Consider the following 13,791-nt stretch of genomic DNA (forward strand, 5'->3'; position numbering starts at 1 on the left):
TCAAAAAACATGAAAAATTTAAAAGAATTATTTGAACACCAATTAAAAGATTTATACAGTGCAGAAAGTCAATTAGTAGTAGCACTGCCAAAAATGGTAAAAAATGCATCAGATTCAAAGCTTAAAAACGCATTTGAAAGTCATCTTGAGGAAACTAAGAATCAAAAATCTCGATTGGAGGAAATATGCAAAGAATTAAATATAAAACCAACTGGAGAAAAGTGCAAAGCGATGGAAGGACTTATAAAAGAAGCAGAAAGTTTTATTGATGAAGCAGAAGATAAAGATGTTATGAATGCCGGATTAATTGCAGAAGCACAGCGTGTTGAACATTATGAAATATCTGGTTATGGAACAGCAGTGCGTTTCGCAAAAGAATTAGGTCATAATGATATAGCCTCAAAATTGCAAAAAACGTTAAATGAAGAATATAATGCTGATAACAAATTAGATAAACTAGCTGAAGGCAGATTAAACGAAAAGGCTAAGGTTTAATTAGAAAATAATCTTAAAATAATTGAGGTCATGATTGAGATAATAAATCTTAATCATGATTTTCTATATAAAAAAAGTTTATAACAAGTAGTTTAATTCATATTTACTAGATTTAAACTACTTGTTACAAAACATTGAAATTTTAAAAATTTAGTTTCAATAATTAATAGCACACTATTTGAGACTCTGCTCCCATTTCCACGCAGATAAAAGCGCATCTTTTAAGCTTAATTTCGCTTTCCAGCCTAAAACATTATTTGCTTTAGTTGTTTCAGCATAAGCCGCAACTACATCTCCTGCCCTTCTATCTACTATTTTATAATTAAGTTTCTGGTTTGAAACTTCTTCAAATGCTGTAATAACCTCTAATACAGTAGAGCCTTTTCCTGTACCTATATTAAACTCCTCATAATTGCTAGAATTATCATTATTTATAAGTCGTTTTAAAGCTGCTACGTGTGCCTTAGCCAAATCGACTACATGAATATAATCACGAACACATGTTCCATCTTTTGTAGGATAATCATCCCCAAAAACAGAAAGTTGTTCTCTCAATCCAATACCTGTTTGAGTAATAAATGGTACTAGATTTTGTGGTGTCCCTATTGGTAGTTCACCAATTTTAACAGATTCGTGTGCGCCAATTGGATTAAAATATCTTAAAGCAATGGCCTTTAAATTTTCTGACACTTTACAAGTGTCTTTTATAATTTCCTCTCCTATTTGCTTAGTATTACCATAAGGAGATTCCGCTACTTTTACTGGTGCAGATTCTGTAATTGGAAGTGAATCTGCCTGCCCATAAACCGTACAAGAAGAACTGAAAATAAAATTAGACTTTTTATTTTTCTGTAATTCTTGTAAAATATAAATTAATGTATTTAAATTGTTTTCATAATATAACAAAGGAAGATTTACACTTTCGCCAACTGCTTTAGAAGCTGCAAAATGAATTACCCCAATAACATCATGATGTCTTTTAAAAAAATCTATAACTAAAGATTTATCTCTTAAATCAAATTTTTCAAACGCTGGTTCTTTTCCTGTTATAGCGGTAATCCCTTTTAAAACATCTTTCGATGAATTTGAAAGATTATCTATAATAACAACTTCAAATCCTTCATTTTGAAGTTCTACTACAACATGTGAGCCTATGAATCCTAATCCGCCAGTCACTAAAATTTTATCTTTCATTCCTTTTAATAATTTAATTATGTATTTACCAAAACAAACAATACAACACAGCTGTTACAATACACACAACAAAAGATCCTATATTGAATAAAGGAGATGTTTTAAATAATTCTTTAGATAAAGTAATTCCTTTTTCATCATTCTCTCCTTTATTTTGAAGGTAACTTATAATAACTATTACCAACATAGTAAGTACTGCTGTTAATCCCATTTGATGCATCCATGGCTCTAATGCTGCTATTGGAATATACTTTAACAATAAAGCGATTGGAATAGACAAAAGCGCGCCCCAAATGGCAGCATTATTAGTCGTTTTCTTCCAAAATAAACCTAAGATAAATACAGCCAATATTCCAGGACTAACAACACCTGTCCATTCTTGTATAAATTGAAAAGCTTGATCTATACCTCCTAAAAGTGGTGCCATAACAACAGCAATTAATAGAGCTACAGCTGCCGAAATACGACCAACATTTACTGTCGCTTTATCACTTGCATTTTTATTTATGTATTGTTTATAAATATCCATTGTAAAAATGGTCGATGTAGAGTTTAACATTGAAGCTAAAGAAGAAACAATAGCTGCTGCTAATGCTGCAAATGCAACACCTTTTAATCCTGTTGGTAAAAATTGTAGCAACCAAGGATATGCCTTATCTGCTTGTTCTGCAGAAGGTAAACTTAATTGCCCTGCTTCACCTAGACCTGCCATAATAGAAGGATCATTAACCATAACATAAGCAGCAATTCCTGGTATTACAACAATTAAAGGAATAATGATTTTTAAACCTGCTGCCAATAAAATACCTTTTTGAGATTCTTTTAAAGATTTTGCAGCTAGTGTTCTTTGAATAATATATTGATTAAAACCCCAATAATAAATATTGGCAACCCATAAACCTCCAATAAGCACCCAAATACCAGGTAAGTTTAAATAATTAGCGTTGGTACTTCCATCATTATTAAATTCATCTAATATCATATGAAATTTTTCTGGAGCTGCATCTACAACCTTTGAAAAACCAGCTAACATGCCTTCTCCTCCAGACACCGTATTTAAAGCTAAATATGTTGTTGCTAGCCCTCCTAAAACCAAAAACACAACCTGTATAACATCTGTCCAAGCAACAGCAGATAAACCTCCATAAAGTGAGTACGCCGCGGCAAATAGAGCTAAACCAATAATGGCATAAATCATATCTATTCCCATAATGGTTTCAATCGCCAACCCTCCCAAATACAATACAGATGCCAAATTCACAAACACATAAAGTGCAATCCAAAATATGGCTAGAATGGTTTTAAGATTTGTTGAGAATCTTTTTTCAACAAATTCAGGGATCGTATAAAGCCCTTTTTCAATAAAAATGGGTAGAAAATATTTTCCAACAATAATTAAAGTTATGGCTGCCATCCATTCGTAAGAAGCTATGGCTAATCCTAATGCAAATCCAGATCCAGACATGCCAATAAATTGTTCGGCAGAAATATTTGCTGCTATTAACGAGGTACCAATAGCCCACCATGGCAAGGATTTACTGGCTAAAAAGTAATCTTCAGCATTTTTCTCATGCCCTTCTTTATCTCTAGACACCCATAGTCCAACACCTAAAATCAATACGGCATATGCTATAAAAACAGCATAATCCCAAAATTCAAATCCATTTGTCATTTAGTAATAGTTTAGTTAGTTAGTTTTTACTTCATTGAAAACAATGATTTTTCAAATATATAAAAACATTTTAAAACCTACTAGTACCTACCGGTTGTTTTTGAATTTTTTTTGTATGTTTGCACTATGAGTATGATTCGCATCAAGAAAAAAACAGGCACTCCAAAGTACAAACAAATTATATCATCTATTGAAGATGCTATAACTTCTGGTGCCTTAAAAAAAGGGGATCAACTACCATCATTAAACAGCATTCGAGACAGCCATAAACTTTCACGAGACACCGTTTTAATGGCATTTAACGAGCTAAAAACAAGAGGTATAATCCAATCAATTGTTGGCAAGGGTTATTATATTATAAATGAAAACATAGAAGTAGTACAAAAAGTATTTTTATTATTTGATGAGCTTAATTCTTTTAAAGAAGATTTATATAGTTCTTTTATAAATCATCTTGATGAAAACATAAGAGTTGACACCTATTTCCATCATTTTAATGATAATATGTTTACAAAATTGATTCATGAAAATATTGGTTTTTACAACTATTATGTAATAATGCCTGCTAATTTAAAAAACACAAATTTAGCCATAGAAAAATTACCTAAGGAAAAGGTATATATACTAGACCAAACACACCCAGAATTATCTGGATATTCGGGCATATACCAAAACTTTGAAAAAGATATTTATAGCAACCTTAGTAAGGCATTACCATTAATAAAAAACTACAAAAAATTAATTCTACTTTTTTCTGAAGATCGTCAACCTAAAGGACTTCTTAAAGGGTTTAGCCAATTTTGCAAAACTAACAATATAGAAAATGAGGTTATTGACACTTTACAAAACAGAACTCTAAACAAAGGTGAAGTTTACGTCATACCTGATGATAAAAACTTGTTAAGAATTATCAAAAAAATTAAGGAAGAAGCATTAGTCCTTTCAAAAGACATTGGAATTATTTCTTATAATGATACTCTGCTTAAAGAAATAGTTGAAGGCGGTATTACTACAATTTCTACAGATTTCAACAAAATGGGAAAACAATTAGCAAAAATGATACTTAATAAAGACCAATTGCAAATAGAAAATGTAAATAGTTTAATCCTAAGAAGTTCATTATAAAAATCACAAACAACTAAAATGAATACAGCATTAATTAGTAAAGTAAAGGAAAGCTTTATAAATAAATTTAGCACTAACCCATTAATGATATTCTCTCCAGGAAGAATTAATATTATTGGTGAACATACCGATTATAATGATGGTTTTGTATTTCCTGCAGCCGTAAATAAAGGTATCATAGCTGCATTTAATAAAAGTGAGACTCAAAAATCTACAGCTTATGCCATTGACATGGACGAAAGCATAGAGTTTGAATTGGACAAACTTAAACCATCATCTGAAGGTAGCTGGGAAAATTATGTATTGGGTGTTGTAGCCGAAATACAGAACAGAAATAAAGTTGTTGGCAATTTCAATATTGCTTTTAGTGGAGATATACCTGCTGGTTCTGGTATGTCCTCATCCGCTGCATTAGAGAACAGTGTCGTTTTTGGCCTCAATGAACTTTTTGATTTAGGATTATCAAAACATGATATGATTTTAATTTCTCAAAAAGCAGAACACAATTATGTTGGAGTGAAGTGTGGTATCATGGACCAATACGCTAGTATGTTTGGTATAGAAAACAATGCATTACTACTTGATTGTAGAACAATAAAATCAAAACCTTTTATAATTGATTTTAAAAATCATGAACTTATTTTAATCAATACCAATGTAAAACATAGCCTTTCTGATAGTGCATATAATGACAGGCGTTCGGTTTGTGAATCCATAGCTAGTTTACTTAATGTAAAAGCACTTCGTGATGCTACTGAATACGATTTGGAAACGATTAAAGATCAGGTAACACCAGAAAACTATCAAAAAGCCTTATATGTTATACAAGAGAATAATAGAGCTATTCAAGCCTCAAAAGCCATGGAACTTGGAGATTTAAAAACCTTAGGCGAGCTCATTTATGCTTCTCATGATGGTCTACAAAATCAATACAAAGTAAGTTGTGTTGAATTAGATTTTTTAGTAACTCAAGCCAAACTGAACGGTCATATTTTAGGAGCAAGAATGATGGGTGGTGGTTTTGGAGGTTGCACTATTAATTTAATAGAGAAGACAGAAACAGAGTCTTTTAAAACTTTTATTTCTGAAGCTTATGAAAAAACATTTAACACAACTTGTTCAATTTATTCTGTTGAGCTATCCCAAGGAACTCATATTATAAATTAAAAAATTAAACTAAAAAATGAATACAGATCTACAAGATTATTCTCATAAACGTCTAAATATTCTCACTGGAGAATGGGTTTTAGTATCACCACATCGTGCTAAACGACCTTGGCAAGGACAAAACGAATCGGTTTCAAATGAGACAAGACCTTCACATGACCCCAACTGTTACTTATGTGCAGGAAACACAAGAATTAATGGTGAAATAAACCCTAAATATAAAGATGTATTTGTGTTTACAAATGATTTTGCGGCGTTACAAACTAATTCTAAAGTTTTTAAAGTTGAAGATGGTTTACTTTCTGCCCAAAGCGAACAAGGAATTTGTAAAGTTATTTGCTTTAGCCCAGACCATTCAAAAAGTTTAGCAGATATGGCTCCAAAAGAAATTGAAAAAGTCATTTTTGCATGGCAACAAGAATATAAAGAACTTGCTGATAATGATTTGATTAATTATGTTCAAATATTTGAAAACAAGGGCGCTGTGATGGGTTGTAGCAATCCGCATCCGCATGGTCAAATTTGGAGTCAAACAAGCTTACCTAATGAGGTTGAAAAAAAAGACAAACATCAATTAGATTACTATCTTAAAAATAAAAAAAGTCTTTTAGGTGATTATCTTAAACAAGAACTAAATAAAAAAGAGCGTATTATTTTTGAAAACGATGCCTTTGTTGTACTTGTTCCTTATTGGGCCATTTGGCCATTTGAAACAATGATTGTTCCCAAAAGACATCAATTAAATATATTAGAATTAAAAGAGAATGAATCATTACTTTTTGGAGAAGCTATTTCTACTATAACAAAAGCTTACGATAAATTATTTAAAACCTCTTTTCCTTATTCTAGTGGCATCCATCAAGCTCCAACAAATGGTGAAGATAATAGCCACTGGCATTGGCACATGAGTTTTTATCCACCATTATTAAGAAGCGCCACCGTAAAGAAATTTATGGTAGGTTATGAAATGTTTGGATCTCCTCAAAGAGATATTACAGCAGAAATTGCTTGTAATAAGTTAAAAGAGCTTATATAAGCTAAAGTTATAGCAAATAAATTACCATTTTATTTTATAACAAATATCATTTTTGAAATTCTATATTATTTAATTAAGAAAACTTTGACCCTTAATTTGTAAATCATAGGCAAATCATAAAACAAAAAAGCTTTCAATTTCTTGAAAGCTTTAATTTTACTAGTGACCTCGACTGGATTCAAACCAGTAACCTCTTGAGCCGTAATCAAGTGCGCTATTCAGTTGCGCCACGAGGCCTTTTTTGTGGCTGCAAATATACTATTTTTATTAAAACTCTACCAAATTTTATTTCAAATTTCTAATTCATTACTTTTGAATATGACTACAACCATGATACAAGAAAAATTTAATCATATTTTTGATAGCAATCTTATCGAGGAAATTAAAAAAGTTGGCAATATAAGAACATTCAAAAAAGACGATATTATTATAGACATTAATCAACCTTTAAATCATATTCCATTATTATTAGAAGGTAATATTAAAATACTTCGCGAGGACGCCGAAGGCAACGAGTTACTTATTTATTTTTTAGAAGCTGGTGAAACCTGTACTATGTCACTTACCTGCTGTATGGGAACTACTAAAAGTAAAATTAGAGCAGTTGCTGAAAAAGATTCAAGCCTAGTTATGATTCCTGTTCTAAACATGCAAAAATGGTTCAATAATAATGAAAGTTGGAGAAATTTTATTTTAGAAAGTTATCAAACTCGTTTTGATGAAATGCTTGATGCTATTGATAGCATAGCATTTATGAAAATGGATGAACGTTTATATAAATATCTAATAAACAAAACTAAACTACACGATTCCAAAACCCTACATATTAAACATCAAGATATTTCTGAAGATTTACACACATCTAGAGTTGTTATCTCCAGACTATTAAAGCAGTTAGAAAATGAGCATAAAATAAAACTTAGTCGAAATAAAATTCAAGTTTTATAATCTATGTAACATTTATTACAAAGTCTACATTAGATTCCCTTTACATTTGCACTTTAAAAAATTTGTTTATGGAATACTTATTAAATCCGTGGCCATGGTATGTGTCTGGTCCACTAATTGCTATTGTTATGGCACTACTTCTCTATTTTGGTAAAACATTTGGTATGTCTTCTAATTTGAGAACCATGTGTACCATTATTGGAGGCGATAAATTTTCAGATTTCTTCAAAATAAAAATTAAGGATTATAGATGGAATTTAATTGTTGCCTTCGGAGCTATTATAGGCGGTTTTATAGCTACACAATACTTATCAAACGATAGTATAACCGATTTAAATCCTGCTACAGTAACAGAGCTTAAAAACATGGGGTTTGAGAATTCCGGAGCTTCTTTAGTACCTAATGAAATGTATAATTTAGAAGCTATTACCTCAACAAAAGGATTACTTCTTTTAATTATTGGTGGCTTGCTAGTTGGTTTTGGGACACGTTACGCCGGTGGTTGCACATCAGGTCATGCTATTACAGGGCTTAGTAGTTTGCAAAAACCATCATTAATTGCTGTTATTGGTTTTTTTATTGGCGGACTTATTATGACTAATTTTATTTTACCATTAATTTTTTAAATATGAAGTATATCAAATTTTTATTAGTTGGTATTTTCTTTGGAATAGTATTAACAAAATCTGAAGCTGTATCATGGTATCGTATATACGAAATGTTTAGGTTTCAATCTTTTCATATGTATGGTATTATAGGAACGGCTGTACTATCTGGAATTTTGTTTTTACAAGTTTCTAAAAAAGGGCATCTTAAAAGTATTAAAGGAGCAGATATTTTTGTTCCAAAAAAAGATAGGGGTATTATTAGATACATTGTTGGCGGAATTATTTTTGGTTTAGGCTGGGCACTTATTGGTGCTTGTCCCGGACCTATGTATATATTATTAGGCACTGGTGTGTATAGTATGCTAATTGTAATTGCTGCAGCTATTTTAGGCACATTTATTTATGGTGTTTTAAAAAACAAACTCCCTCATTAATATGGACAGCACACAATTAATAGGGTATGTTGGTGCACTTATTGTAGGTTTAGTTTTAGGACTCATAGGAGGTGGTGGTTCCATACTAACTGTACCCCTATTAGTTTACTTATTAGGCTATAATCCTATAATAGCAACTGCGTATTCTTTATTTGTAGTTGGAACCACTTCTCTAGTAGGAACTTTTCAAAAATATAAAAAAGGTTTAGTTGATTTTAAAACAGGATTAGCCTTTTCATTTCCTTCGTTTATTGCTGTTTATTTATCTCGAAGGTATTTAGTTCCTAACATTCCAGATACAATTTTTACTTTTGGAAATTATACGCTCACCAAAGAGATGGCTATCATGATATTTTTTGCAATCATTATGCTTTTAGCATCTTTTTCAATGATTAAAAAAGGTAAAGAAAAAGAAGCAACATCTAAAATACAACCATATTACAAAACGTTTATTCAAGGCTTAACAATAGGAACTATAACAGGACTTATAGGTGCTGGTGGTGGCTTTTTATATGTGCCCGCTCTTGTTCTTTGGGCAAATATCCCAATGAAAAAGGCGGTTGGTACGTCATTAATTATAGTAACAATAAATTCTTTAATAGGTTTTACAGGAGATGTTCAAACTTTAGAAATTGAATGGGTATTTTTATTAACTTTTACATTAATTTCTATCGTTGGAATTATTTTGGGAGTATTTCTATCAAAGTTTATAAGTGGAGAAAAACTTAAAAAGAGTTTTGGAATATTCACTTTACTTATGGCCGTATACATTATATACAAAGAATTAAAGTAAAGTCTTATGTGACAAAAGTCACAAATCAAATCATTTAGGTTTAGTATTTTTGAAAAAATAATTGAAAAATGAAAATAGAACAAATATATACAGGTTGTTTAGCTCAAGGTGCATATTATATAGAGTCTAATGGTGAAGTTGCTATTATTGATCCTTTACGCGAAACACAACAATATGTAGATAAGGCTAATAAAGAAAATGCAAAAATTAAATATATTTTCGAAACACATTTTCATGCAGATTTTGTTTCTGGTCATGTAGATTTAGCAAAAAAAACAGGCGCAACTATTGTTTATGGTCCTGGAGCTGAAACGAATTATGATATTCATTCTGCGAAAGATAATGAAGTATTTAAATTAGGCCATGTTACTATTAAAGTATTACACACACCTGGACATACGTTAGAATCTTCAACCTATCTTTTATTTGATGAAACTGGTAAAGAACATGCTATTTTTTCTGGTGACACCCTATTTTTGGGAGACGTTGGAAGACCTGATTTAGCTATAAAATCCGATTTAACAAAAGAAGACTTAGCAAGTATGCTTTTTGACTCTTTACGTAATAAAATTATGCCTTTACCAGATGATGTTATTGTGTATCCTGCACATGGAGCAGGTTCTGCATGCGGAAAAAATTTAAGTAAAGAAACCATTGGTGTTTTAGGAGATCAAAAGAAAACAAATTATGCACTTAGAGCAGATATGACTCGAGATGAATTTGTTGAAGAGGTATTAGACGGCATAGCTCCACCACCACAATATTTTGCTAAAAATGCCATGATGAATAAATCTGGTTATGATGAATTTGAAACTGTATTAAAAAAAGGAGATAACGCATTAAATCCTGAAGAATTTGAAGCTATTGCTAATCAAGAAGATGCTTTAGTTTTAGATGTTAGACATGAAAAAGATTTTGTAAAGGGTCATATTCCAAATTCAATTTTTATAGGAATTCATGGTGGTTTTGCGCCTTGGGTTGGCGCTTTAATTACCGATTTAAAACAACCTATTTTACTAGTTACTCCAGAAGGTAAAGAAAAAGAAACAGTTACCAGATTATCTCGCGTTGGTTATGATAATACACTTGGCTATTTAAAAGGCGGAATTGAATCTTGGAAAGCTTCTGGTAAAGATATTGAAACTATTGATTCTATAACTGTTGATGAATTTTCTAAACAATATAAAAATGAAACCACTAATGTTTTAGATGTTAGAAAGGATGGTGAATACCAATCTGAACATTTACAAGGTAATCATGTGCAACATTTTGCTTTAGATTATATTAACGATAATATGAATGCGATTAGCAAAGACAAAAACTATTATGTGCATTGTGCTGGTGGGTATCGTTCTATTATTGCTGCTTCTATTTTAAAAGCTCGCGGATTTAACAATTTAACAGACATTGCTGGTGGTTTTGGAGCTATAAAAAATACGGATTTACCAACTACTGATTTTGTTTGCCCTTCAACTTTATAAAGAAGTTAATATGAAAACTATTTTAAAAATACAAAACCTAAAATGTGGTGGATGTGCAAATATCATCACTAATAAATTATCTGATTCAGAAAACATTAGTGATGTTACTGTTGATAATGAAAATGATACAGTCTCTTTTAGTTACATAAATGAAGATGATTTGTTAAACACAAAAACTACTTTAACAAAATTAGGATATCCAGTTATTGGAGATAAGTATGCTTTAACAACTAAAGCGAAATCACTTGTAAGTTGTGCTTTAGGCAGATTAAATAATTAGTTATATTATACTATTTCTGCACTTAAACCAGCTTCTAGAAGCATAGAACAGCGTGGTTTTAAATCGTCATACAAGCCTGTTTTAACAGTACATTTCCCCTTATAGTGAACGATTAGCGAGCATTGTTCTGCTTGTTCTGAAGTGTGATCGCATGCATAAATAAGAGTTTCTATTACATGATCAAAAGTATTAACTTCATCATTATGTAATACAATTTCATTTTGTGTTGAAACCTTTTCTTCTAACAATAATTCTTCTGATACTTTTTCTTTTGTACTCATATTCTAATAATCTTGAAGGATTAATTATAGTACTAATTTAAAAATTTTAGCGAAACCCAATTGTTTCTTTCAAACTTTTCTTCAAACTTTAACATATGCTTTTCACATTCAGCTTGAATTATAGAAACATCATCATTATAAAACCCACTTAAAAACAACATTCCATTTTTGTTAAGACATGACACATAGGTTTTCATGTCTTGTAATAAAATATTACGATTTATATTAGCTATAATTACATCGTATTTTTTGTTTTTTAAAACAGATGCATCTCCTTCAATAACAGTTATATGCCCACAATTATTACGCTCTACATTCTCTAAACTATTTAGGTAACACCAATTATCATAATCTACTGCATCAATAGGTTTTGCGCCTTTCATTTCTGTAAGAATTGCAAGAACTCCGGTACCACATCCCATATCTAAAACAGATTTATTTGTAAAATCGTTCTTTAAAATATGCTGAATCATCATGTGTGTTGTTTCATGATGCCCTGTACCAAAACTCATTTTTGGTTCTATTACGATATCATATTTAGTATCAAATTTTTCATGAAAAGGTGCTCTAACAGCACACACATCATCAACAATTATTGGATTAAAATTCTTTTCCCACTCGGCATTCCAATTGACTTGCTCAATTTCATCAAAAGTATAAGTTATTTCAAATTCATCTGAATTTAAAATATAAATATCGTCTAGAATAGCATCGTTCCACTCCTCCTTTTGAATGTACGCCGTAACACCTTCATCTGTTTCCACAAAACTTTCAAAGCCTGCATAACCTAATTCTGCTATAAGAATTTCTACTGCTGGTTGTAATGGCTCTACTTTAAAATAATAACCTAAATAAATAATATTAGACATTTGTTTAAAAAATAATTTAGCGGATATACCGCGTTAGCGATTGAAGCGACATCCTTTTTTGAGGTACGATAAAAAGATATAGCGAAAAGCGCGACCCACGTAAAAGCGTGGGTAACGCCCATATTTATTTTAAATTAAAACGCATTTACAATTGCAAAGAAATCTTCTGCATTAAGTGCTGCTCCACCTATTAAACCACCATCTACATCTGGTTTTGAAAAAATTTCTTGTGCATTGGCTGGTTTTACACTTCCACCATATAAGATAGATACACTGTTAGCAACTTCATAACCGTATTGGTCTGCTAATGTTTTTCTAATAAACGCATGCATTTCTTGTGCTTGCTCTGGACTTGCTGTTTCACCTGTACCAATTGCCCAAACAGGCTCATAAGCTAACACAACACTTTTATAATCCCACGCACTTAAATGAAATAAAGCATTTTTAATTTGACTTTCAACAATGTTTTCATGGTTACCAGATTTTCTATCGGCTAACTCTTCTCCAAAACAAAAAATAACGCGCATTTTATTAGCTAAAGCTGCATCAACTTTTTTAGCAAGTAATTCGTCGGTTTCATTAAAATATTCACGACGCTCACTGTGTCCCAAAATAACTGTTGTTACACCTACACTTTTTAACATGCTTGCACTTATTTCACCTGTATATGCACCACTTTCTGCAAAATGCATATTTTGTGCTATTACTTCGATTTCTGAATCTTTTAAGCTATTATAGGCTTGCCATAAGTTTGTTGCTGTTGGAGCAATCATAACTTCTGCTTCTGTTGTTTTAGTTTGCGATTTTAAACTTGTAATTAACGTTTCAGTTTGCGCTAAATCGTTATTCATTTTCCAGTTTCCGGCTACGATGTTTTTTCTCATTTTTGATTTACCCTATTTGGAAAAGGGATTTTATTAATTATTTATAAATGTTTTTTAATTCTTTTGTCGTCTGCTTTAACAGCCTTAAATAGTTTTATAGTACCTTCTTTGTCTACAACCATGTATCGAGGAATCCAGTTTAAATTAACAAACTTCCCAAATGCTCCATCCCAACCAGATTGCATAAAATAATGCTCTCCTTCTACATTATATTTTTTGATGCCTTTTTTCCAAGCTTCTTGTTTTTTATCTAATGATAAAAAAATATACTTGACATCCTTGTACTCATTTTGTAAATCTTTTACTTTTGGAATACCTTTTATACAATCACTACACCAAGATGCCCAAATATCAATAACTAAAGTTTGACCTTTATTTTCTTTTAAAATATCTTTAAAAGAAACTGAATTACCTTCTAAAGTTACAAAGGTATCATTTAATGCGTCTTCTGAAAACTGTGTTGGTGTTTCAGTATTGCAACTAAAAACACTTATTAATAGTATGATTAAGTAATTCATTTTTTT

General features: G+C 31.1%; 16 protein-coding genes and 1 tRNA gene. 10 read left to right on the forward strand and 7 right to left on the reverse strand.

What is annotated here, in order from left to right; genetic code table 11:
* Positions 1–9: 9 nt before the first annotated feature.
* Complete coding sequence (locus tag BT151_RS09900; protein ID WP_072401716.1) at positions 10–495, forward strand: YciE/YciF ferroxidase family protein; 486 nt, start codon at positions 10–12, stop codon at positions 493–495.
* Between the two features lie 174 nt (positions 496–669).
* Here the strand turns inward: BT151_RS09900 and galE are convergent, their stop codons facing one another.
* Positions 670–1,689 (reverse strand): UDP-glucose 4-epimerase GalE, encoded by a 1,020-nt coding sequence (gene galE, locus BT151_RS09905; protein ID WP_072401718.1) that lies wholly within the window; start codon positions 1,687–1,689, stop codon positions 670–672.
* A gap of 25 nt (positions 1,690–1,714) precedes the next feature.
* Entirely contained in the window at positions 1,715–3,361 is a 1,647-nt protein-coding gene (locus tag BT151_RS09910) for a sodium/sugar symporter (protein ID WP_072401720.1), read from the reverse strand.
* Positions 3,362–3,493: 132 nt separating this feature from the next.
* On the opposite strand from BT151_RS09910, the gene BT151_RS09915 reads away from it, so the two are divergent.
* From BT151_RS09915 to BT151_RS09925, 3 genes are read left to right on the forward strand one after another with little or no spacing between them, the layout of a single operon-like run.
* The gene (locus tag BT151_RS09915; protein WP_317041229.1) at positions 3,494–4,486 is read left to right on the forward strand and encodes a GntR family transcriptional regulator; all 993 of its coding nucleotides are present in this window, start codon (positions 3,494–3,496) and stop codon (positions 4,484–4,486) included.
* A gap of 18 nt (positions 4,487–4,504) precedes the next feature.
* On the forward strand, positions 4,505–5,653 hold the full coding sequence (galK, locus tag BT151_RS09920; protein WP_072401723.1) for a galactokinase: 1,149 nt from the start codon (positions 4,505–4,507) through the stop codon (positions 5,651–5,653).
* Positions 5,654–5,669: 16 nt separating this feature from the next.
* A complete protein-coding gene (locus tag BT151_RS09925) occupies positions 5,670–6,689 on the forward strand; it encodes a UDP-glucose--hexose-1-phosphate uridylyltransferase (protein ID WP_072401725.1) in 1,020 nt (339 codons plus the stop codon).
* Between the two features lie 163 nt (positions 6,690–6,852).
* Here BT151_RS09925 and BT151_RS09930 read toward each other — a convergent pair.
* Positions 6,853–6,926 (reverse strand) — tRNA-Arg (locus BT151_RS09930).
* Positions 6,927–7,019: 93 nt separating this feature from the next.
* On the opposite strand from BT151_RS09930, the gene BT151_RS09935 reads away from it, so the two are divergent.
* The 6 genes from BT151_RS09935 (at position 7,020) to BT151_RS09960 (ending at position 11,233) form a co-directional block, all read left to right on the forward strand.
* A complete protein-coding gene (locus tag BT151_RS09935) occupies positions 7,020–7,637 on the forward strand; it encodes a Crp/Fnr family transcriptional regulator (RefSeq protein ID WP_245794781.1) in 618 nt (205 codons plus the stop codon).
* Positions 7,638–7,705: 68 nt separating this feature from the next.
* Positions 7,706–8,263, forward strand: coding sequence for a YeeE/YedE family protein (locus BT151_RS09940; protein ID WP_072401727.1), 558 nt, complete (start codon positions 7,706–7,708; stop codon positions 8,261–8,263).
* 2 nt (positions 8,264–8,265) lie between these two features.
* A complete protein-coding gene (locus BT151_RS09945) occupies positions 8,266–8,679 on the forward strand; it encodes a DUF6691 family protein (RefSeq protein ID WP_072401729.1) in 414 nt (137 codons plus the stop codon).
* A 1-nt stretch (position 8,680) separates the two neighbouring features.
* Entirely contained in the window at positions 8,681–9,472 is a 792-nt protein-coding gene (locus BT151_RS09950; RefSeq protein ID WP_072401731.1) for a sulfite exporter TauE/SafE family protein, read from the forward strand.
* 68 nt (positions 9,473–9,540) lie between these two features.
* On the forward strand, positions 9,541–10,953 hold the full coding sequence (locus BT151_RS09955) for an MBL fold metallo-hydrolase (RefSeq protein ID WP_072401733.1): 1,413 nt from the start codon (positions 9,541–9,543) through the stop codon (positions 10,951–10,953).
* A 10-nt stretch (positions 10,954–10,963) separates the two neighbouring features.
* Entirely contained in the window at positions 10,964–11,233 is a 270-nt protein-coding gene (locus BT151_RS09960; protein ID WP_072401735.1) for a heavy-metal-associated domain-containing protein, read from the forward strand.
* Between the two features lie 5 nt (positions 11,234–11,238).
* Here BT151_RS09960 and BT151_RS09965 read toward each other — a convergent pair whose 3' ends face one another.
* From BT151_RS09965 to BT151_RS09980, 4 genes are all read right to left on the reverse strand, one after another.
* On the reverse strand, positions 11,239–11,514 hold the full coding sequence (locus tag BT151_RS09965) for an ATP-dependent Clp protease adaptor ClpS (protein WP_072401737.1): 276 nt from the start codon (positions 11,512–11,514) through the stop codon (positions 11,239–11,241).
* Positions 11,515–11,546: 32 nt separating this feature from the next.
* On the reverse strand, positions 11,547–12,383 hold the full coding sequence (gene prmA, locus BT151_RS09970) for a 50S ribosomal protein L11 methyltransferase (protein WP_072401739.1): 837 nt from the start codon (positions 12,381–12,383) through the stop codon (positions 11,547–11,549).
* A gap of 134 nt (positions 12,384–12,517) precedes the next feature.
* Positions 12,518–13,267 (reverse strand): triose-phosphate isomerase, encoded by a 750-nt coding sequence (gene tpiA, locus BT151_RS09975; RefSeq protein WP_072401741.1) that lies wholly within the window; start codon positions 13,265–13,267, stop codon positions 12,518–12,520.
* Positions 13,268–13,308: 41 nt separating this feature from the next.
* Positions 13,309–13,785 carry a TlpA family protein disulfide reductase gene (locus BT151_RS09980; RefSeq protein ID WP_072402633.1) on the reverse strand — a complete coding sequence of 159 codons (477 nt, stop codon included), beginning with the start codon at positions 13,783–13,785 and terminating at the stop codon, positions 13,309–13,311.
* Positions 13,786–13,791 lie beyond the last annotated feature (6 nt).

The organism is Flaviramulus basaltis (genome assembly GCF_900114265.1).
Taxonomy (GTDB): Bacteria; Bacteroidota; Bacteroidia; order Flavobacteriales; family Flavobacteriaceae; genus Flaviramulus; species Flaviramulus basaltis.

Coding starts and splice junctions, on each gene's coding strand:
- galK (WP_072401723.1), top strand. CDS start 4,505: ATGAATACAGCATTAATTAGTAAAGTAAAGGAAAGCTTTATAAATAAA.
- BT151_RS09945 (WP_072401729.1), top strand. CDS start 8,266: ATGAAGTATATCAAATTTTTATTAGTTGGTATTTTCTTTGGAATAGTA.
- BT151_RS09980 (WP_072402633.1), bottom strand. CDS start 13,785: ATGAATTACTTAATCATACTATTAATAAGTGTTTTTAGTTGCAATACT.
- prmA (WP_072401739.1), bottom strand. CDS start 12,383: ATGTCTAATATTATTTATTTAGGTTATTATTTTAAAGTAGAGCCATTA.
- BT151_RS09960 (WP_072401735.1), top strand. CDS start 10,964: ATGAAAACTATTTTAAAAATACAAAACCTAAAATGTGGTGGATGTGCA.
- BT151_RS09935 (WP_245794781.1), top strand. CDS start 7,020: ATGATACAAGAAAAATTTAATCATATTTTTGATAGCAATCTTATCGAG.
- BT151_RS09955 (WP_072401733.1), top strand. CDS start 9,541: ATGAAAATAGAACAAATATATACAGGTTGTTTAGCTCAAGGTGCATAT.
- galE (WP_072401718.1), bottom strand. CDS start 1,689: ATGAAAGATAAAATTTTAGTGACTGGCGGATTAGGATTCATAGGCTCA.
- BT151_RS09925 (WP_072401725.1), top strand. CDS start 5,670: ATGAATACAGATCTACAAGATTATTCTCATAAACGTCTAAATATTCTC.
- BT151_RS09965 (WP_072401737.1), bottom strand. CDS start 11,514: ATGAGTACAAAAGAAAAAGTATCAGAAGAATTATTGTTAGAAGAAAAG.
- BT151_RS09900 (WP_072401716.1), top strand. CDS start 10: ATGAAAAATTTAAAAGAATTATTTGAACACCAATTAAAAGATTTATAC.
- BT151_RS09950 (WP_072401731.1), top strand. CDS start 8,681: ATGGACAGCACACAATTAATAGGGTATGTTGGTGCACTTATTGTAGGT.
- BT151_RS09910 (WP_072401720.1), bottom strand. CDS start 3,361: ATGACAAATGGATTTGAATTTTGGGATTATGCTGTTTTTATAGCATAT.
- BT151_RS09915 (WP_317041229.1), top strand. CDS start 3,494: ATGATTCGCATCAAGAAAAAAACAGGCACTCCAAAGTACAAACAAATT.
- BT151_RS09940 (WP_072401727.1), top strand. CDS start 7,706: ATGGAATACTTATTAAATCCGTGGCCATGGTATGTGTCTGGTCCACTA.
- tpiA (WP_072401741.1), bottom strand. CDS start 13,267: ATGAGAAAAAACATCGTAGCCGGAAACTGGAAAATGAATAACGATTTA.